The following is a 19,824-nucleotide window of genomic DNA, read 5'->3' on the forward strand; positions in this document are numbered from 1 at the left end:
TTGTGGTTCGTGATTCGAAAAATACGAACCACGAACTACGAGAGCGGGGGGAAGAAGCCTTGAAGGACTGTTGGCAGGGTGCCGTCAAGATCTCTCGAGCCTTGTGGTATGAAGAAGTTCAAGTATGTACGTTCTGTGGCGAAGTGGGCGATTTGGTCTGTCCAACTTGTTCCACAAACTATCTTCATCCAGAGTTGGGGCGCTGTAGGGGGTGTGGAAAGTTAATTCTGAAAGAAAAAACGTGCTGCTTAGATTGTGGCGCTGGTCGTGGTCCGCAACATCTTGATCAGGTTACAGCCTGGGGACATTATTCAGGCGCCTTGAGGGAATTTATCCAAAAGATTAAGTTCGAAGCACACCCGAGGCGTATAATGAAAATCGCTCGTCCCTTCGCCGATTGGGCCATTAGCCAACTTCCAGCGGTTGATGGGGTAGTGGCAGTGCCAATGCATGCATCCCGTCTGGCGGAACGAGGCTTTAATCAGGCCGAGGTGTTGGCATCCGCCATTCACTGGGAATTGGGATTGCCGATTATCGAGGGAGTTGAACGGATAAAACCAACACCGTCTCAAATTCTGCTCTCCCGTCGTGATCGTCTTCATAATCTGAAGGACGCGTTTCTGGTACGGGAACCGAGATTTTTTTCTGGGCGAAGTGTATGGATTGTGGATGATGTAACGACTACAGGAGCAACATTTGAAGCAGTGGCAGAAGTCCTTAGAAGCAGTGGTGTGCAAGAAATTTATGGCTTATGTTTAGCCGCTGGACTTGAAATAAAACTTGTGCCTTTAGGTAATTAGCGTTATAATAATTAGTGGATGGGCACAGCCTATTACATTTTTTTACGTAAGGGGAATATCTTTCATGGCCTTTGAAGACAAAGATCTAGTATGTAAAGACTGCGGAGCTACTTTTATTTTCACTGTTGGAGAACAAGAATTCTACGCTGAAAAGGGATTCGAGAACGAACCACAACGTTGCCGCGAATGCCGCAACATACGCAAAACGAATCGTAATTCCCAAGAGGGAAGATCACGTGAAATGTTTACTGTAGTTTGCGCAGACTGCGGAGTGGAAACACAAGTTCCTTTCCAACCAACTTCTGATCGCCCAGTATATTGCCGTGAGTGCTACCAACACCATCGTCCAGCTCGCGAACAATATTAATTCAAGTTTCTTGAATTAAATTTATTTGAACATCACAAGCATTAGTTGACGACATAGTCAGCTAATGCTTTTTTCTTACGACGAAAACACTTTTTCAACAAGTTTACCCACAGCTATTTCGTGAAAATAAGCGTGTTTTCAGTACTTATCCACATTATCCACAGCCTCCTGTGGGTAACTATTGGGGGATAAAGAATACTTCCTCAACGGATATTGACAAAGCAGCGCACCATATATCTTTGAAATTGAAGTAGCAGGAGGAGGGAAAGTCCGATGTACAGGACCACCGCCAACGGAGTAGGAATGAGCACATAGCGAAATAGTTCCTGGGATTTGCCTTCAAATTAAAAATTAAAGTATTGAATAAATATTTATATGTATGTATAATCTAAAACAATAAGGATGAGCGGACATACTATACTGTCCTATGTCAGATAAGTTGCTTGGCACATCCAAATAGAGAGGGGAAAAATAATTATGTTTAAACCAAAGTTTCGTCTTGTTTTGGCCGGAATGCTAAGCCTAAGCCTCTTAGCGCTTGCTGGATGCGGAAGTTCCAGCACACCAGCCCCTACAAATCCAACGCCCGCCGTTGAAAAGGTTCTGAAGGTTGGGTCTGATATCGCCTATGCGCCGTTTGAATTTATGGATGAAAAGCAACAAGCAACGGGGTTTGATATTGAGCTTATTCAGGCTCTCGGAGCAGATATGGGATATACAAAAGTAGATATTCAGACATCTGCTTTTGATGGATTAATTCTAGCCCTGCAAAATGGAAATTATGATGCAGTAATTTCTGCTATGACAATCACAGAGGAACGTGCCAAGGGTGTGTTATTTAGTGACAAGTATTTTCTAAGTGGTCAGTATATAGCCATGAAAAAAGGATCCAACATTAAATCCTTAGAAGATTTAAAAGGAAAGAAAATTGGCGTCCAACTCAATACAACAGGGCAATATGCAGTCGAGGGAAAAGGGATGGAAACAAAGAAATATGATACAACCCCAGACGCTATGAATTCTCTATTAACCGGTGGAGTGGATGCCGTTGTTGCCGATTCCCCAGTTGTACTTTGGTTCCAAGCGCAAAATCCTTCGGCTCAGATTGAATCGATCGATGCAAAATCTGGCGAAGAATTTTATGGAATAGCCATGAAACTTGGTAATACAGAATTAGCTAATAAAATGAATGCCTCGTTGAAAAAACTCATGGAAAATGGGAAGTACAATGAGATTTATAAGAAATGGTTTAAAGTGGATGCTCCTAAATTCTAATAATGATTATCCATTTTTAGTTACCTCTAAATACTAAAAATAAAAGATAAAGGAAGGCACTTGATGTTTGTGCCAACCTTTATCTTTTTTATATTAAACAACTAGAAACCGAAAATAAAATTAGGGCTTGAATTAACTATTTTCCATGTGTATAATTAATCCTTACTGTGTATGTTGATACATAAACAAAACAAGACAGGGATATACATTTTTCTTGTATAAACTTAAGTTAAATTATATAATTTATTCGGACAAATAGTAGTTCTGTTGGACATGCTAGTTATAATGAAAGAAGGAGGTTTACGGTGGATATAAACTGGAGCGTAGTTAAAGAAAGTTTGCCTATACTAACCAAAGGGGCAATACTCACGATAGAGCTAACCGCTGGCGCGGTGACTATAGGGTTACTCATTGGTCTGTTTATGGCCTTAGCTCGATTATCCAAGCACAAACTAGTTCGGGCAGGGGCGATTGCTTATGTAGATTTCTTTAGAGGGACTCCCTTATTGATACAAATATTTCTGGTGTTTTTCGGAATCCCAGCGCTCCTTCAATGGAAGACTATGCCCGATAACTATGAGTATATTGCAGGGGTATTAGCGATGGGTCTTAATTCGGGGGCTTATATCGCGGAAATATTTAGAGCAGGCATTCAGTCTATAGACCGGGGGCAATCGGAAGCAGCACGGTCCTTAGGGATGACTCAGGTCCAGGCAATGCGTTATGTTATCCTTCCACAAGCGTTTAAACGGGCGATTCCTCCGTTAGGCAACGAATTTATTGCCTTACTTAAAGATTCTTCGCTCTTATCCATCATTGCGATTCAAGAACTTTTTTATACGGGCAAGATTATAGTCGGACGGACGTTTCAGCCCGTTCCTATGTATTTGGCGGTAGCTTTTTACTATCTAGTAATGACCCAGTTGATTGCTCAATGGGTTTCCTATATGGAGAGGAGGCTAGGTAAGAATGATATTCGTTAAAAACTTGCATAAATCTTTCGGTAAACTTGAAGTCCTCAAAGGGATTGATTGCCACATTCGTGAAAAAGAAGTGGTGGTTGTCATCGGTCCGAGTGGTTCAGGAAAGAGTACATTCTTGCGTTGCCTTAATAAACTGGAAGAACCGACGAGTGGAGAAATAATTGTTGATGGAATTCCGCTAAACTCCGAGACGAATGTTAATGCGATACGTCGAGAAGTGGGCATGGTATTTCAACGCTTTAACCTCTTTCCCCATATGACAGCGATCCAAAATGTTGTACTTGCCCCAGAGATTGTCCGCAAAACGAATAAAGAGGAAGCTAGAAAAATTGCTCTAGAGCTTTTAGAAAAAGTTGGTCTTTCTGATAAAGCAAACGAATACCCTGATCGCCTTTCAGGAGGTCAACAACAACGGGTTGCAATCGCACGGGCCTTAGCCATGAGACCGAAGATCATGCTTTTTGACGAGACTACTTCTGCCTTAGATCCCGAAATGGTCGGGGAGGTTCTTGCGGTGATGAAAGACTTAGCGCGTGAAGGGATGACCATGGTTGTCGTGACTCATGAGATGGGATTTGCTCGCGAAGTGGGCGATCGAGTCATTTTCATGGATGAGGGAATAATTATGGAAGAGGGAGAGCCCAACGAAATGTTTGCTAATCCCAAGAACCCTAGGACACAGGCGTTTTTGAGTAAAATACTGTAGCTTTTTGTACACGCGCTCCTTGGGAATAGGCCCGAGGAGCGCTTTTCTGCACGCGTCTGCACGTTGCGCCGCTGACGAGCTGGACGGTTCGCGAGCGCGTCCGAAACCTCTGGGAAAACTGCATGTGAACCTGCGGCGCGCTACGAGGGCGCGAACCGTCGGCGCCCGTCTGGACCGCGGCTCCACTAAAGCAGCCGCTTAGCAGAAAAGCGCTCCTTTGGGGTCTGGGGCTATGGAGAGAACGGAGCTTGGTAGAAAGGCGCTCCTTGGGCTAAGATAGGCCCGAGGAGCGCTTCTCTGCACACGTCTGCACGTTGCGCTGCGGACGAGCTGGACGGTTCGCGAGCGCTATGTAACCAAGTCCCTCTCTGCGTCGTATGCACCGAGCACTGTGCCACCAAGTCTCTAGGTTTAGAGTCCGTTAATGTTGGGTATCCTTCTAAAAGTAGTGCGTAGTCTGGGGATTGATCTTCAGAATTTGAACAATTCAAGGAGGATGCATTTAGGTGCTAGGTAAAGTTAAATGGTTCAACAAACAAAAAGGATACGGATTCATTGAGCAGGTTAATGGAGAAGATGTGTTTGTGCATTTTCAATCTGTGGTCGGAGAGGGATTTCGTACTCTTGAAGAAGGACAAGATGTGGAATTCGATGTCATTCAAGGTCCACGTGGTGAGCAAGCTTCAAACGTAATTGTCCGGTAAGGTTAGCTTGGTATTTTGATAAAACCCCAAGAGAGATTCGTTAAAAATTAGACGATGATTCACTCTTGGGGTTTTAATTTAAAAAATCCAGAGTTAAAACCGTTCAAAAGCAGGATTTTTTATGTAAATCGGGAATATTATATATGTAGCATCTTAGAAGGGGGCTGAATTAATGAATATTATTATTCGTGGTAAACATATCGAACTAACAGACGCACTTAAAGAATATGTTATGAAACGGGTGGGAAAGTTAGCTAAATACTCAGATGAGTTCATGGACGTTCAAGTTACTTTGTTAGTTGAGCGAGATCGGCATCGGGTCGAGGTTACTGCTCCACTTCATGGTATGATCTTGCGTGGGGAAGAAGAAACCGAAGATATGTATTCTTCGATCGACATGGTCGTTGAGAAATTGGAACGCCAAATCGATAAGTATCGTACAAGAATTAATAAACGGATGCGCTCTAAGGTCTTAAAGGATCATGAACCAAAGCAACCTGTTGAAGTTAATGAGGAACCACGTGAGGAAGTCGTCCGGAATAAGAAATTCCCTGCGAAGCCTATGTCTGTAGAGGAAGCGATTATGCAGATGAATCTAGTGGGCCATAATTTCTTCGTATTTACAAATGCGGAAAGCCAAGAGATGAATGTGGTTTACCTTCGTAATAATGGAGACTATGGTCTGCTTCAACCTCAAACTTAAATAAGCGATAAACGTGGTAATTCGTGTGGTGTACCCTCAGATAAAAAATCGCTTAAATTAACCAAGCGAAAGGCCTGCATGTGCGGGCCTTTCGACGTTTTAGACAAAATTTAAACCTTTCGATAATATCTAAATTTCAACGAATCGTCCAGTTCAGTTGCAGTCGGTTCTCAAGGATGTTAAAATTAAAGAATATATGGATTGAGAAAGGTGGACATAATGGGTTTTTTAAATTTGTTCGATGATAATGCGCGGGAAATACGAAAATATCAAAAGCGCGTTGTACTAATTAATAGCTTTGAAACGACGATTCAAACGCTGGGCGATGACGAATTGCGTGGAAAAACTGCTGAATTCCGAGGACGTTTGGATCAGGGAGAAAGTCTAGATTCTCTGTTACCTGAAGCATTTGCTGTGGTTCGTGAAGCTGGCAAAAGGGTAATTAATCAGCGACACTATGATGTGCAGTTGATAGGCGGTATGGTGCTTCATGACGGCCGGATTGCAGAGATGCGCACAGGAGAAGGGAAAACCTTGGTATCCTCCTTGCCCGCATATTTAAATGCTCTAACAGGAAAAGGGGTTCATATCGTAACAGTCAATGATTACTTGGCTCGCCGCGACAGCGAATGGATGGGGAGAATTCATCAATTTCTTGGTCTTTCCGTTGGTTTGGTTGTGCATGGTTTAGACTTTGAAGAACGTAAGAGAAGCTATGGCGCAGATATTACGTATGGGACCAATAATGAATTTGGCTTTGACTATCTCCGGGATAACATGGTTACGCGTCCAGAAGCTGCGGTTCAGCGGGAACTGAATTATGCTGTAGTGGACGAAGTTGACTCTATCCTTATTGACGAAGCTAGGACTCCTCTGATTATTTCCGGTGAGGCAGACAAGCCGACGGAATTATATTTTCGAGTCGCTATGATTATTCCGCGTTTGAAACCCGAAGATGATTACAAAGTCATTGAAAAAGAGCGAGTTGTTACGCTTACGGAACAAGGAGTTCGCCGAGTTGAGAGCATGCTAGGGGTGGATAACCTTTATGAAGATATTCATACTGAGTTAGCCCATCATATTAATCAGGCATTAAAGGCACAAACCCTCTTCAGACGGGACCGCGATTACGTGGTTAAAGACGGAGAAGTTATTATTGTCGATGAATTTACTGGGCGTCTGATGGTAGGTCGTCGTTACAGTGAAGGATTGCACCAAGCGATCGAAGCTAAAGAGGGTGTGAAAATAGAAAAAGAATCACAAACCTTAGCTACTATTACCTTTCAGAATTACTTCCGAATGTACAAAAAGCTCTCAGGGATGACTGGAACGGCCATGACGGAAGAACCAGAATTTCGGAAAATTTATAAACTTGATGTCGTTGAAATCCCTACAAATAGGCCAATGATTCGCAGTGATAGCCCGGATGTGATTTACCGTACGGAAGAAGGCAAGTTCTTGGCAGCTGTAGAAAGCGTGATTGAACGCCATGCTAAAGGGCAACCACTACTTGTTGGAACGGTTTCGGTCGAGAAATCCGAGCATTTAAGTGACCTACTCAGGCAACGCGGTGTTCCACACCAAGTGCTCAATGCCAAATACCACGAAAAAGAAGCGGAAATTGTTGCCAATGCTGGACAGGCTGGTATGGTTACGATTGCCACCAACATGGCGGGGCGTGGAACGGATATTATTTTAGGAGAGGGGGTCTATGAACTAGGGGGGTTACATATCATCGGGACAGAACGACATGAATCCCGGCGAATTGATAACCAATTACGTGGACGTGCTGCACGTCAAGGTGACCCTGGATCAACCCAATTCTTCATTTCAATCGAAGATGACCTGATGCGTATGTTCGGTACCAACATCATGAACGTTATGGACAAGTTGGGGATGGATGACACCATGCCGATTGAGTCCAAGATGGTCTCTCGATCTATTGAAACTGCCCAACGACGGGTTGAGAGTCGCAACTTTGATATTCGTAAGCACGTCCTTGATTATGATGATGTTATGAATCAACAACGGGAAGTTATTTACGGTCAGCGACGCTCTGTACTCATGGGAGAAAATTTACGAGACAACATTATGGACATGTTGGAGAAAGCGGTCAAAGACAGTGTCAGTATGTTTAGTGGGGAAAGCACATTCTCAGAGGAATGGGATTTAGCTGGTTTAGCGGACTATGTTGAAAGCTTTTACCTGCCTGGGACCCATGTAAAGACTGAAGAGTTATCAGACCTCTCGGTAGGAGAAGTCGAAGAAATATTGCTAGAAAAAGCTAAAGCATTCTACGAGAATCGTGAAGAGCAGTTCGGCCCTGAACTGATGAGGGAAATTGAGCGCGCGGTTATGCTTCAGGTTGTGGACAGTAAATGGATGGATCATCTTGATGCTATGGATATGCTTCGTGAAGGGATTGGCCTACGTGCCTATGGCCAGAAAAATCCGTTAGTAGAATACAGGCGAGAAGGCTTTGAAATGTTTCAAGCAATGATTGACTCCATTCAGGACGATATTATTCGCTATGTTATGCGTGTGGCACCACAAGTGCGGAATGAAGTCGCTGAACAGCCACGGAACGTGACGGAGAACCGCTACGAGGGAGAACCCAGTAAACCTGTACACACAGAAGAACAGATTGGTCGTAACGATCCTTGCCCTTGTGGCAGCGGGCTGAAATATAAGAAGTGTTGTGGTGAAAAGGCAAAGAAGAAGTCGTAGATAGATGCGGAACACGCCCTGTGTTCCGCCCGCTTTGCGTATAAGGAAGTGAATTTTGAAAGGGTGATTAATAAGTGCTTTCTGATTGGAAAAAAGAACTGGAAACGTTAAAAATGTGCTTGGCAGATTTGAGGGTTTCCCTTTGACGTTGCTCAGCGTATAGAAAAGATCAGCTCCTTGGAGAGGGAGTTCCAACGCCCTGATTTGTGGGATAATCCTTCGTTGGCTCAAAAAACCATGCAAGAATTAGCTCTTCATCAGACTAAAGTCAAGATCTTCGATGAACTAGAGCTGGAGCTTGAAGAGACCACGACTCTTTGGCAGCTGGCGACTGAGGAAGATGACGTTAGCCTTGAATCCGAGGTTGAGCGAGAAATAAAGGCACTTCAGCAGCGTTTTGAGGCATTAGAATTAGAAATATTGCTGAGTGGGCCATATGATGGGAACAATGCAATACTTACCCTCCATGCAGGAGCTGGGGGGACGGAAGCTCAAGATTGGGTGCAAATGCTTTATCGGCTATATATTCGATGGGGAGAGCGCCATGGCTATAAAGTAGAGACCTTGGACTTTCTAAATGGGGAGGAGGCGGGCATTAAAAGTGCAACGCTGTCCTTCAGTGGAGAAAATGCATACGGGTATGCAAAGTCAGAAAAAGGTGTGCACCGGTTAGTACGGATTTCTCCATTTGACGCGTCAGGACGTCGCCACACTTCGTTCGCCTCTGTGGATGTTATACCGGAAGTATCGGAGGACAACGAGATAACCATTGATTCCGAAGATTTGAGAGTGGATACTTACCGGTCTGGAGGAGCAGGAGGTCAGCACGTTAATAAAACGGATTCCGCCATACGGATTACACACTTGCCATCAGGGGTCGTAGTCCAATGTCAGAGCGAACGCTCCCAGACTCAAAATAAAGCTGCTGCAATGCGTGTTCTGCAGGCGAAGTTACTGGAACTTAAGCGTAAGGAACAAGAAGCCGAAATTTCGGAAATTCGTGGTGAGCAACAAGAAATCGCATGGGGAAGTCAGATCCGTTCGTATGTTTTTCACCCCTATAACATGGTCAAAGACCACCGCACCAATGAAGAGACAGGTAATGTCTCGGCCGTAATGGATGGGGAAATCGATGCGTTCATCGCGGCCTATCTTCAGAAAACTAAAATTGTTTAATAGATTAAACCCTAGATAGGGTAGACAGGGGGACGGTTCTCCTGTCTAGGTAAGAGTTAGACAGGAGAACCGTCCCCTTGTCTAAATGAACCTTGATTAAGGCTGAACTAAAGGAGGAAATCTTTTGACAAACATTGCACTGAAGCGGATTGCGAACACTCTTCGCCAAGACATTATTTCCATGCTCGTAACTTCAAAATCAGGACATCCTGGTGGAAGTTTATCGGCCGCAGAAATCTTAGCCACGTTATTCTTTCGTGAAATGCGAATAAACCCAGAAGACCCTCGATGGGCAGATCGAGACCGTTTTGTTCTTTCTAAAGGACATGCAGCCCCTGTCCTTTACGCTGCTCTTGCAGAGAAGGGCTATTTTCCTAAGGAGGAGCTTCAAGGACTTCGCCAAACTGGTCGTATGCTCCAAGGACATCCCGATATGAAGAAGACTCCCGGCGTTGACATGTCCACGGGCTCCCTGGGGCAAGGTCTTTCTGCGGCCAATGGAATGGCTCTGGCTGGCAAGCTGGATGGCAAAGACTATCGGGTTTTTGCTTTGCTCGGTGACGGTGAGATGGCAGAAGGACAAATTTGGGAAGCCGCGATGGCTTCTGCCCACTATAACCTGGATAATGTTACTGCCGTCTTAGATTTTAACGGCTTACAAATTGACGGTACTACGGATAGTGTTATGTGTTCTAATCCGCTAGCCGAAAAGTGGCGGGCCTTTTGCTGGCACGTGATCGAAGTCGACGGACATGATGTTGATGCTTTGGTTGAAGCCTTCGCCGAAGCTAAGCAGGTCAAAGGAAAACCAACGATAATCATTGCCAAGACGGTGAAGGGTAAAGGAGTTTCCTTTATGGAAGATCAAGCTGGCTGGCATGGCAACGCTCCGAGTGTAGAACAAGGCGAGCAGGCACTGAAAGAATTACGAGAGGAGGCGTTAACCCTTGGCTGATAAAGTAGCGACGCGTGATGCATATGGTAATGCTCTTCTCATTTTAGGGGCTGAAAACCCCAATGTTGTTGTCTTAGATGCAGATCTCTCGAAGTCGACCAAGACTGCTGACTTTGGCAAAAAATATCCTGAACGTTTCTTTAACATGGGGATTGCTGAGGCGAATCTCATAGGGACCGCGGCAGGTTTGGCTGCAGCAGGCAAGATTCCTTTTGCCAGTACGTTTGCTATTTTTGCGGTTGGACGAGCATTTGAACAAATTCGCAACTCCGTTGCCTATCCGAAGTTAAATGTTAAAATTGCAGCCACCCATTCCGGAATTACGGTTGGGGAGGACGGTGGATCACATCAAGCTATTGAAGACGTAGCTATCATGCGGGCAGTGCCCAACATGGTGGTTTTAGTTCCTGCTGATGGGGAGGAAACCCGCCAAGTAATCTTGGCTGCAGCCAAATACATCGGCCCAGTTTATATTCGCATGGGGCGCTTAGCTGTTCCTCTTCTCTTTGGAGAAGATTATCACTTTGAAATCGGAAAGGCGAATGTCCTTAAAGAAGGGACAGACGTCGCCATTATGGCCAACGGCTTAATGGTGTCTATGGCTTTAGAGGCGGCCGTAGAGCTCGCCCTCGAAGGAATTAGCGTGAGTGTCGTCAATGTCGCGTCCGTTAAACCCTTAGATGAAGAAACGATTGTACGAGTGGCCAAGCAAACGAAAGCTGTCGTTACAGCCGAGGAACACAACATCATCGGCGGACTCGGAAGCGCGATTGCAGAGGTTTTGGGAGAAAAATTACCCACACCGATGGTTCGTGTAGGTCTCAAAGACACGTTCGGAGAGTCTGGGCGTCCGCAGGAACTCCTTGAAAAATATGGATTGACCAAGGCTGCCTTAATCGAAGCAGTCCATGAGGTCCTTGTTAAAAAGTTGGGATAATAGGTCTAGATAGAGGTGACAGGATTCGTCAGATTAAGTCGGACGAGCACTCTCGGAAGTGTTCGTCCTTCTTCGTTTTTCAATTAAATCGTCATCTTATTGTTAAACTGGCTGATCTTTAACATCAGAAGTGTGTTTAATTTATGAAGATTTTCGTATGTTTTAATATATTGACAGGAAATCTACAACGAATGTCGAATGCTTAAAAGGTTATGCAGAAAAAGGGCGAGGCGTGCGAAAATCAAGGAGGCCAGTATGATACAATTGACAAATGTGTCCAAGATTTATCAGAACGGTGCCAGAGCTCTTGTTGATGTCAATCTAAAAATTGGCAAAGGGGACTTCGTTTTTTTGGTGGGTCCAAGCGGAGCTGGTAAATCGACGCTGATTAAATTATTTTATCGTGATGAAACTCCAACGCGGGGACAGGTGATGATTAATAGTAAAAATCTAGTGCGCATGAAAGAAAGAGAAGTGCCTTATCTTAGGCGTAGTATTGGGGTAATCTTTCAAGACTTTAAGTTGTTGCCCAATAAAAAAGTACAAGAAAATGTAGCTTTCGCGCTTGAAGTGATTGGAGTGTCGAGAAAAGAGATTCAGACCCGTACGCGCACGACGTTAGAACTTGTCGGGCTTGCGGGTAAAGAAAATGCCTATCCGCATGAATTATCCGGTGGAGAGCAACAGCGTGTCTGTGTAGCACGGGCGATTATTAATAATCCTGCATTATTAGTAGCCGATGAACCTACGGGCAATCTTGATCCAGAAACAGCATGGGGGATCATGGACTTGCTTTACAACATCAACAAACGAGGAACGACGGTTGTCATGGCTACTCATGCCAGAGCAATTGTGGATAAAATGCAAAAACGGGTGATTGCCATAGAAAATGGACGGGTTGCGCGAGATGAAGAGAAGGGGGGATATGGCTATGACGAGTAATTCCACTCGCTATATTCTCCGCGAGACGGTCAACTCTATGAAACGCAATCCAGGACTTAGCATAGCATCGGTTTTAACCGTCATGGTTTCCCTTGTGATCTTAGGATTTTCAGTGTTTTTCCTAGCAAACGCTTCAAATATGGCGAAATCCTTTGAATCCCAGTTAGAGATTGCTGCGTTTGTGCAAATCAGCACAACTCCAAAAGAACTAGACGGGTTAAAAACTCAGATACAAGGTATGGATGGGGTAGCTTCCGTGACAGTGGTTAGCAAAGACCAAGCCCTTACTGATTTCGGAAAAACAATGGGAGGTTCTCAAAGTAATATCTTGGCTGACCTTGGGGGAACTAACCCATTCCCAGATAAATTGACAGTCAAAGCAACGGATCCTCAAAAGGTCATAGCCTTGGCGGACACGGTGTCCGCTCTACCTGGGGTAGATAAAGTGCGCTACGGACAGGGATTTGTGGACAAGCTTTTGAGCTTTACCCAATGGTTAAGATGGATTGGCCTTGGCGTAGTGGCAGCTTTTTCGATCGCAGCCATTGTGTTAATTTCGATAAACGTTAAGATGAATGTCTTTTCTCGTCGCCGAGAAATCCAGATTATGAAATTAGTAGGCGCAAGCAACAGTTTTGTCCGTTGGCCGTTTCTTATTGAGGGAATGGTATTAGGACTTGTAGGAGGAGCTATAGCGGCTGGTATTGTCGGTATGGGCTATAATTGGATAACTATATACGTCCAATCATCCTTAACATTTTTACCAGTTGTTCAAAATGGGATCCTCTTCCGCCAAGTTTGCGTGGGCCTTTTGCTCGCGGGCATGGCAATGGGAGCCATTGGAAGTGGGTTTTCCTTGCAAAAATTCCTTAAAACATAGAGGTGTGCGCTCATTGACGCAATTTCTCTCTATGTGCTCTCTTTGCTAAGACACCTCCTCTGGCTTAGTCCTACGGAGGTTTGGAAATGACCAGTAGCGTCTCTGCGTCATGACGCAGAGACGCTTTGTCGGCACACGTGTAAGTCGAGAACCAATTCTTTGACCTTGTTTGCATGTTCGTGCAAGGTCAAAGACGGTTTCTTTGACTTGCATCTCTGCGGAGAAACTTCCTCTGGCTTGGGTCCCACGGAGGTAGGGGGAAACAGAGAATCATGTAGCGTTGTCTGCGTCATTGAAGCAGAGCCGCTTGCCTCCTCTACATATTTTTGTCGATAATTAAATGAGTACTTTCGACTAAACATAGTTTGTTAAATTTTTAATTTAATACGAACGGAGGGGATCGTTTGTTCAAGCGGAAAGCGATAACGATCGTGATCATTAGTCTTAGTATACTAGGAACCTCGGTTTTACCTACTCGGGCTACCGAATTAGGCGATGCAGTAGGGCAACAGAAAGACCTTATAACTGAGAAAAATCAAGTCAAGGAACAGTTAAATAAATTAAGTTATTCGGCTGATAAACTTAAAACTCAAATGGCTGAGCTAGAGACGAAGATCGCCGCAGCTCAGAAGCTTTTAAGCCAGACGAAGGAGGCTTATTCCCAGGCCCAAAAACAAGTTCTAGCTGCTCAAGAAGAACTAGAACTAAAACAGAAAGAACTTGAAGCCCGTCGCGTGGCCCTTGGAAAACGGGCTAAAGTAATCTATGAGAGTGGGCAGGTTAATTATATGGAACTGCTCTTTCAATCTGCGGACCTCGGTGACCTTATTACGCGTTTTGAGTATTTCAATAAACTAGTCGCCAATGACCGACAGTTATTGTTGGACATTCAAACTCAGAAGGAACAAATCACCAAAAAGACACACGAGTTGCAGGGCAAACGAGACCAAGCCGCACAGCTTAAAACGAAGGCGGCTTCGGTGAGTGCGGACCTAGATCAGTCAAAAACCCAACAAAGTATTGCCTTGAACCAGAATCAGAAGGACCAACAAGCTGCTTTTGATAATATTGCTCGACTGGAAGCTGAGGCAAATGCTTGGAATGAAAAGATTCGAAAGTTGCAGGCGGCACAGGCAGCACGCGTTGGTGGCGTAAGCGGATCAATTACAACCTGGCCAGCGCCGGGTTATTATGAAATCAGTAGCCCCTTTGGCTGGAGGATTCACCCCATAACGAAAAAACGAAGTTTGCATACCGGAACTGATATCGTTGCTCCGTCGGGGACTAAAATTACCGCTGCAGGAACAGGGGTCGTCATAATGGCAGGGTGGAATACGGCTTACGGTAACATGATCATTATTGACCATGGCAAGGGGCTATCCACGCTTTATGGACATGCGTCGTCCTTGGCTGTCAAAGAAGGTCAATCAGTTGAAGCAAATGATGTAATTGGATATGTGGGTTCGACAGGGTGGAGCACAGGTGCACATCTGCATTTCGAAGTCAGGGAAGGCGGAAACCCTACAGATCCTTTGAGGTATTTTCCTAATTAAATGGATAAGCAGTATTTCTACGAATAAATAGGCATATAATAGAGCGAGATACGAGGGAAGGGGTTTGACTTGCTTGCAAGAGTGGAACTGGAAAAGAGTTGCCAAGAACATAGGAGTTGTCCTAGTGATTTTTTCCGTACTAGTGACTACGGCACTGGGAGGAATTGTTCTTGCCAACGTAAATAACGTAGGACGATTAGTCCACGTTATGCAACTAATTAGTAGCGATTACTTGGAAAAGGTCACGACAGATCAGCTTGTAGAAGGTGCAACCAAAGGAATTGTCGAGATATTGGGAGATCCCTATTCGACGTACATGAATGCCAAGGAGAACGAAGAACTTTTTCAAATGCTCGAAGGGAAGTTCGGCGGGGTAGGTATTGTTCTTAGTCTCAAGGATCCAAAGAAGCTCGTGGTATTGCGCCCTATTAAGAACTCTCCAGCTAGTAAGGCCGGCATCCAATCCGGCGACGTCGTCAGCAAGATTAATGATGCTGAGACTTCTGGCATGGAGCAAGAAAAAGCGGTGGGTATGATGCGAGGAGATCCTGGGACGAAAGTAAACTTGGCTCTCTATCGGGAGAGCACAAACAAGACCTTTACGGTTAGTTTGACGAGAGAAAACATCACCGTTCCTACAGTGGATGGAGAAGCATTGCCAGGGAACCCAGATATTGCCTACGTTAGTATTTCTCAGTTTGCTTCAGATACTGGCAAGGAACTTAAGGACACTCTGGACAATATGGACATCAAAAAATTCAAAGGACTTATTCTGGATATGAGGTATAACCACGGCGGAGAGCTCAATGCTGCCGTCCAGGTTGCCAGTTACTTTATCCCGGAGGGACCCGTTGTTTATATTGTAGATAAGCAAGGAAACACTGATATAAAAATGACTACAGGGACTTATTTAGGAATGCCCATGGTTGTTCTCGTCAACGAAGAAAGTGCTTCGGCTGCGGAAATTGTAGCGGGAGCAATTAAGGACAAAGGGACAGCGAGCCTTGTCGGTGTAAAAACGTTTGGCAAAGGGATTGTGCAAACGATATTCCCCTTAGGTGGGGGGACAAGTGTCAAATTAACAACTGCCAAATACTTGACCCCAAATAAAGTGGATATACACAAAAAAGGAATAGAACCAGATGTGAAGGTAGAACTAATCAAAGGGCAACCAGCCACCATTACCCCGACGGACACGAATTTTGACCCGCAACTTCAAAAAGCTCTCCAGACATTACAGGGGAAACTGAAGTGAACTCGACTGTATAAGAGCACGTAAATGATCTTACGCCTTGCTAATCCTGTAGGTCATGATTTTGTAGTTCGAATCACAAAATATCAACATACAGAAGCGAGAACCTTAAATTGGATAAGACATCTGAAAGACATACTCTAAGCAGAGTGTGTCTTTTTTTTCGATTATTCTTGGTTCGAATAACGAACAATGAATATCGAACTACGAACCACAAGCATCGTTGTTGCATAGACTACGCTGACCATAAAAAACGACGGAGGTTGCAAGCATGAGAAATAAGACCGGGGTTCGTCATTATTTCGCAGAGGGAATGACCACTAGGGGCTACATATCTCTTTTGCCCAACATGATGCCGAGTTGGCAACGGGTTTATGTCTTATTGGGAGGACCAGGAACAGGCAAATCGACGTTGATAAAGGTTATCGGTCTCGAATTGTTGGATCGGGGATATGACGTTGATTTTTTTCGTTCTGTGCGGGATCCAGATTCCATGGCCGGTTTTATCATGCCGAAGATGAAATTGGCAATGCTAGACGCCATGGAGGTTTCCCCACTACGTTGGCGGGCCCCAGGAGTTGTTGAAAAGTTTATTGATTTAAGTATTTTCTGTGACGAAATCAAGTTAGATAAGCAACGTTCACAGATCTATAAAATTGAAAATCGGCTGCAAGAGCTTCAAACGACCTTGGAGGAAGAACTTGCTGCAGAACTTGGATCGTTGATTGAGAATAGAGCACTAAAACATAAGATGGAAAAAGAAGACATCTCTTGGATCCTGGGAAATTCTGCTCGTGTAAAGGTTAAGAAAGAACATAGTGGCCCTTGGCCTCTCGCTGAAAATGCTCTCAAACTATTGCAAAAAAGTGTTATTATTCCATATTTCTTACACGGTTTAACAGTGGACGGATGGCTTAACCTTGCACCGCATTTTCTGACGGACTTCGATCAAATTCGACTTGAAGGAGATGAAACCCTGGATGCCTTGGATTGGGTTTTACGAGAAGCGCAACAGTTAGGACAAATGATTGAGATCATATTGCATCCACTCAATCCGGATGAGGTGATTGGGATTGTTTTCCCAGAAAGGCATTTGGCGATCTGGCAGGGAAATCCTGAAAATTTAGGAGATCAAGGATTAGATCGGCCTTTTAGTGAAACGTTAAAAGAGACCTTAATAGCTTGGCAAAAAAACAGGTCTCAGCTTAAAGGGATCTATATGGATGCAATTAATTTTGATCAATTGGATGCTTATAGAGAAACTGTGCTCAACAATATTTTGTGTGATTTAACAAAGTAAGAGCACGATGTGTCGTGCCCTTACTTTCCCTCGTATCGTAGAACTAGCACGACGATCATGCCCTTAAGAATTAGAGAATTAGTTAAATATGGTGGGATCCAAAAGAAACTCTCCGAGGTCTGACATGATAAGTTCCAGATCGGACTCTTTGAGGGATAGGCGGTCGAGAGCTTCTTTTTGAATAGGGTTTAAAAAGCTGTCCACACCTCCACCTATTCCAAGCATGCTAGCCAGTCCATTGGCAACATGGATTACGCTAGCCAGTTCTTCGTAAATTTGAGCATGAGTGGGGTCATGGTGATAAGAAATGGCCGCCACAAGATCGTCCGGTAAATTCCAACCTTTGGCCAGAAATCCTCCAACGGTTGCATGATTGTAGCCAATTACTTTCTGTTCAAGTTCAACATAAGAAAGTTTAGCAACGGCTACTTTTTCTATAAGGTAAGTGCCCACTTCCTGGACATATATAGCGATGACTAATTTCCCGATATCGTGAAGTAAGCCGGCGGTAAAGGCTACATCTCCATAGGGAAGCTTCAGTTTCTTACATAAATTCTGCGACGCCATGGCGGTGAGCATTGAGTGTTTCCAGAGCCCATCTTGTTCAATCTGATAACCCACTAATTGGGTTTTGAGTAACGGTGCGACAGCAGAGGCCATAGCTAATCCTTGTGCCGCCTGAAAGCCGAGTACTACTATAGCTTCCTGAAGAGAAGAGATGCGCCTCGCATATCCATAATAAGCAGAATTGGCTTGTCTAAGCATGCTAGCAGCCAGAGCTGGATCTTGTGCAATAACATTTTCAAGTTCACTTGCAGAGGTGGCAGGGTTTTTAGTTAACGCAATTACCCGAGTTGCAGAGGTAGGCAGAGGTGGAAGTGTTTGTATTCGTTTTAACACATGTTCTAATTTAACAGGCAAATGAAAAACCTCCTTATAACTATCCGGAAAACTATTAAATCATAAAGTTGATCTCGTAACTCACTGCATTTTTTTAGCCAACAAGGGAAAACTAACCTAAATAATTATGGATGGAGCTTCGAAAGGAGCGTGTCCCATGTCAAAAAGAGTACGTTCCCTTTTAGTAATTCTTTCTTTATGTCTTAGTTTAACAATAACTGGCTGTGGTCTACAAGCCCTTTTGGGAAACAAGAATAAAACTTCTTCAACAAAAGGGGGGACTGAGACAGTTATCGCGGTTTCTTTAGATGAGGAAGATCCCAATAAACTACTTATTACTAAAGGGATCGATGATCTGGCGAAGAAAGAAGACGTGCAAGTAAAGTATTTGGACAAAAGTGCAGCGGCAAAAGAATCTCCCTTGAAAGGGGCAAAGGTCCTTATTTATCAAGGGGGAGATGAGAAGCTTCTAAAGAGTGCAGAAACCGAAAAAATCCCCGTGTTAGCGTTAAGTCAGCTTCCTGTAGGCGCAAAGCTCGTAGGGATAATCACTCCAGATCAGGAAAAGGCTGGGGAACTTATGGCGCAAACGTTAGTAAGTAAGGTTGCCGAGGGTCAAGTGATAATTTTGCAGGGAGATCCTAGTGAGACTGGATTTCAAGAACGATTAGCGGGAAACAAAGCGGTACTAAGTAAATATCCTAAAATAATAGTTCAAAACATCGTGAGTTCTCCAGATTCTGAATCGGTCGCCAAACAGGGACTAGTGGATTTTCTTCAGAAGAATCCTGACAAGGTCCAAGGCATCTTAGCGCACACCGAAAAATTAGCAGTATTAGCAAACGAAGTTTTGAAACAGGCTCAATTAGATAAAAAAATAATTTTAGTTGGAGGACAAGCCAGTGTTTCCTCCTTGGAACGAATGTCAAAAGGAGCACAGGTCGGCGATGTTGATACTTCCCCATATCTGCAAGGTGTCAATGCCTATCAATGGGCTCAAAAAGTAATAAAGAAAGAATCGCTAGATGTCAATAATTCTATCACAAGTGAGCAAGGAGAAATACCCGCTAAAATCATTCAGGTTAAGGCGGTAACGTCAGATAATCTCGCGGTGATCCAGAAGAGTTACACTAAAACGTTGGAAAGTGCAGAACAAGAGAAAAAGCAGACAGAGGAAAAGGATAAGGGAAAAAAAGGAGACCAAGCTTCACAAGATCAAGGAGACTCGAAAAAGGAAGAGAGTCAAGCTGGAGATAAGCAAGGGTCAAGTAACGGAGGAGAAAAACAGGCCGAAGGTAAGAGCGGCGATATCCCTCCGGGTGTTCAAAAGGTAACGGAACGTATAAAGACCGAAACAACGCGGGAGTATTTTGATGAGCAAGGTAAAGTTATCGGCACTGAGAAAACGGAAAATGAACAAGTAAAAACAGTACCCCCAGAAATGTTAAAGCAACAGTCCGAGCAATCAAAACAATCGTCGTCAGATCAGGGGAGTGAGTCAGGGAAAGAAAAGAAATAATAGTAAGGAGAACTCAAATATACTGTGTAAGCCGAAGAATTTTCGGCTTTTTCTTTTTCCATTGCATAGCCAGAAGCCCCTTCTCTTGTGGAGAGTTTGAAGTGGGCTGGTCGTTCATAAAAAAAGAATAAAATAGAACACATGT

Annotated in this window: 18 protein-coding genes; 17 read left to right on the forward strand and 1 reads right to left on the reverse strand. The window is 44.2% G+C overall.

The window, feature by feature from the left end; genetic code table 11:
- The first annotated feature begins 59 nt into the window (after positions 1-59).
- The 16 genes from E4K67_RS19630 (at position 60) to E4K67_RS19705 (ending at position 17,260) form a co-directional block, all read left to right on the forward strand.
- Positions 60-800, forward strand: a complete 741-nt coding sequence (locus E4K67_RS19630) for a ComF family protein (protein ID WP_135549810.1) — start codon at positions 60-62, stop codon at positions 798-800.
- Between the two features lie 64 nt (positions 801-864).
- A complete protein-coding gene (locus tag E4K67_RS19635; protein WP_135549813.1) occupies positions 865-1,167 on the forward strand; it encodes a zinc-ribbon domain containing protein in 303 nt (100 codons plus the stop codon).
- A gap of 477 nt (positions 1,168-1,644) precedes the next feature.
- The gene (locus tag E4K67_RS19640; protein WP_135549814.1) at positions 1,645-2,442 is read left to right on the forward strand and encodes a basic amino acid ABC transporter substrate-binding protein; all 798 of its coding nucleotides are present in this window, start codon (positions 1,645-1,647) and stop codon (positions 2,440-2,442) included.
- Positions 2,443-2,753: 311 nt separating this feature from the next.
- On the forward strand, positions 2,754-3,425 hold the full coding sequence (locus tag E4K67_RS19645) for an amino acid ABC transporter permease (RefSeq protein ID WP_420841568.1): 672 nt from the start codon (positions 2,754-2,756) through the stop codon (positions 3,423-3,425).
- Positions 3,412-4,131 carry an amino acid ABC transporter ATP-binding protein gene (locus E4K67_RS19650; protein ID WP_135549817.1) on the forward strand — a complete coding sequence of 240 codons (720 nt, stop codon included), beginning with the start codon at positions 3,412-3,414 and terminating at the stop codon, positions 4,129-4,131. The genes E4K67_RS19645 and E4K67_RS19650 overlap by 14 nt, the downstream gene beginning before the upstream one ends.
- 506 nt (positions 4,132-4,637) lie before the next feature.
- Positions 4,638-4,835, forward strand: coding sequence for a cold-shock protein (locus tag E4K67_RS19655; RefSeq protein ID WP_135549819.1), 198 nt, complete (start codon positions 4,638-4,640; stop codon positions 4,833-4,835).
- Positions 4,836-5,007: 172 nt separating this feature from the next.
- Positions 5,008-5,538, forward strand: a complete 531-nt coding sequence (gene hpf / locus E4K67_RS19660) for a ribosome hibernation-promoting factor, HPF/YfiA family (protein ID WP_135549821.1) — start codon at positions 5,008-5,010, stop codon at positions 5,536-5,538.
- A 219-nt stretch (positions 5,539-5,757) separates the two neighbouring features.
- Complete coding sequence (gene secA / locus E4K67_RS19665; RefSeq protein ID WP_135549823.1) at positions 5,758-8,265, forward strand: preprotein translocase subunit SecA; 2,508 nt, start codon at positions 5,758-5,760, stop codon at positions 8,263-8,265.
- 74 nt (positions 8,266-8,339) lie between these two features.
- A protein-coding gene (prfB, locus tag E4K67_RS19670; RefSeq protein ID WP_135549825.1) for a peptide chain release factor 2 occupies positions 8,340-9,441 on the forward strand; the annotation gives its coding sequence in 2 pieces (ribosomal slippage) (positions 8,340-8,408 and positions 8,410-9,441; 1,101 coding nt in all).
- Between the two features lie 124 nt (positions 9,442-9,565).
- Positions 9,566-10,396, forward strand: a complete 831-nt coding sequence (locus E4K67_RS19675) for a transketolase (RefSeq protein ID WP_135549827.1) — start codon at positions 9,566-9,568, stop codon at positions 10,394-10,396.
- Positions 10,389-11,333 (forward strand): transketolase family protein, encoded by a 945-nt coding sequence (locus E4K67_RS19680; protein ID WP_135549829.1) that lies wholly within the window; start codon positions 10,389-10,391, stop codon positions 11,331-11,333. The genes E4K67_RS19675 and E4K67_RS19680 overlap by 8 nt, the downstream gene beginning before the upstream one ends.
- A 255-nt stretch (positions 11,334-11,588) precedes the next feature.
- The gene (ftsE, locus tag E4K67_RS19685; RefSeq protein WP_135549831.1) at positions 11,589-12,275 is read left to right on the forward strand and encodes a cell division ATP-binding protein FtsE; all 687 of its coding nucleotides are present in this window, start codon (positions 11,589-11,591) and stop codon (positions 12,273-12,275) included.
- Complete coding sequence (gene ftsX, locus E4K67_RS19690; RefSeq protein WP_199242597.1) at positions 12,265-13,155, forward strand: permease-like cell division protein FtsX; 891 nt, start codon at positions 12,265-12,267, stop codon at positions 13,153-13,155. Before ftsE ends, ftsX begins: the two co-directional genes overlap by 11 nt.
- A gap of 404 nt (positions 13,156-13,559) precedes the next feature.
- Positions 13,560-14,708, forward strand: coding sequence for a murein hydrolase activator EnvC family protein (locus tag E4K67_RS19695; RefSeq protein ID WP_135549833.1), 1,149 nt, complete (start codon positions 13,560-13,562; stop codon positions 14,706-14,708).
- 73 nt (positions 14,709-14,781) lie between these two features.
- Complete coding sequence (locus E4K67_RS19700) at positions 14,782-15,963, forward strand: S41 family peptidase (protein WP_135549835.1); 1,182 nt, start codon at positions 14,782-14,784, stop codon at positions 15,961-15,963.
- 268 nt (positions 15,964-16,231) lie between these two features.
- The gene (locus E4K67_RS19705; RefSeq protein WP_135549837.1) at positions 16,232-17,260 is read left to right on the forward strand and encodes a hypothetical protein; all 1,029 of its coding nucleotides are present in this window, start codon (positions 16,232-16,234) and stop codon (positions 17,258-17,260) included.
- Positions 17,261-17,338: 78 nt separating this feature from the next.
- Here E4K67_RS19705 and E4K67_RS19710 read toward each other — a convergent pair whose 3' ends face one another.
- Positions 17,339-18,181 (reverse strand): HDOD domain-containing protein, encoded by an 843-nt coding sequence (locus E4K67_RS19710; RefSeq protein WP_135549839.1) that lies wholly within the window; start codon positions 18,179-18,181, stop codon positions 17,339-17,341.
- Positions 18,182-18,317: 136 nt separating this feature from the next.
- Here E4K67_RS19710 and E4K67_RS19715 point away from each other — a divergent pair, with 136 nt between their 5' ends.
- On the forward strand, positions 18,318-19,679 hold the full coding sequence (locus E4K67_RS19715) for a sugar ABC transporter substrate-binding protein (protein WP_135549841.1): 1,362 nt from the start codon (positions 18,318-18,320) through the stop codon (positions 19,677-19,679).
- The last annotated feature ends 145 nt before the right edge of the window (positions 19,680-19,824 follow it).

The organism is Desulfosporosinus fructosivorans, assembly GCF_004766045.1.
Taxonomy (GTDB): Bacteria; Bacillota; Desulfitobacteriia; order Desulfitobacteriales; family Desulfitobacteriaceae; genus Desulfosporosinus; species Desulfosporosinus fructosivorans.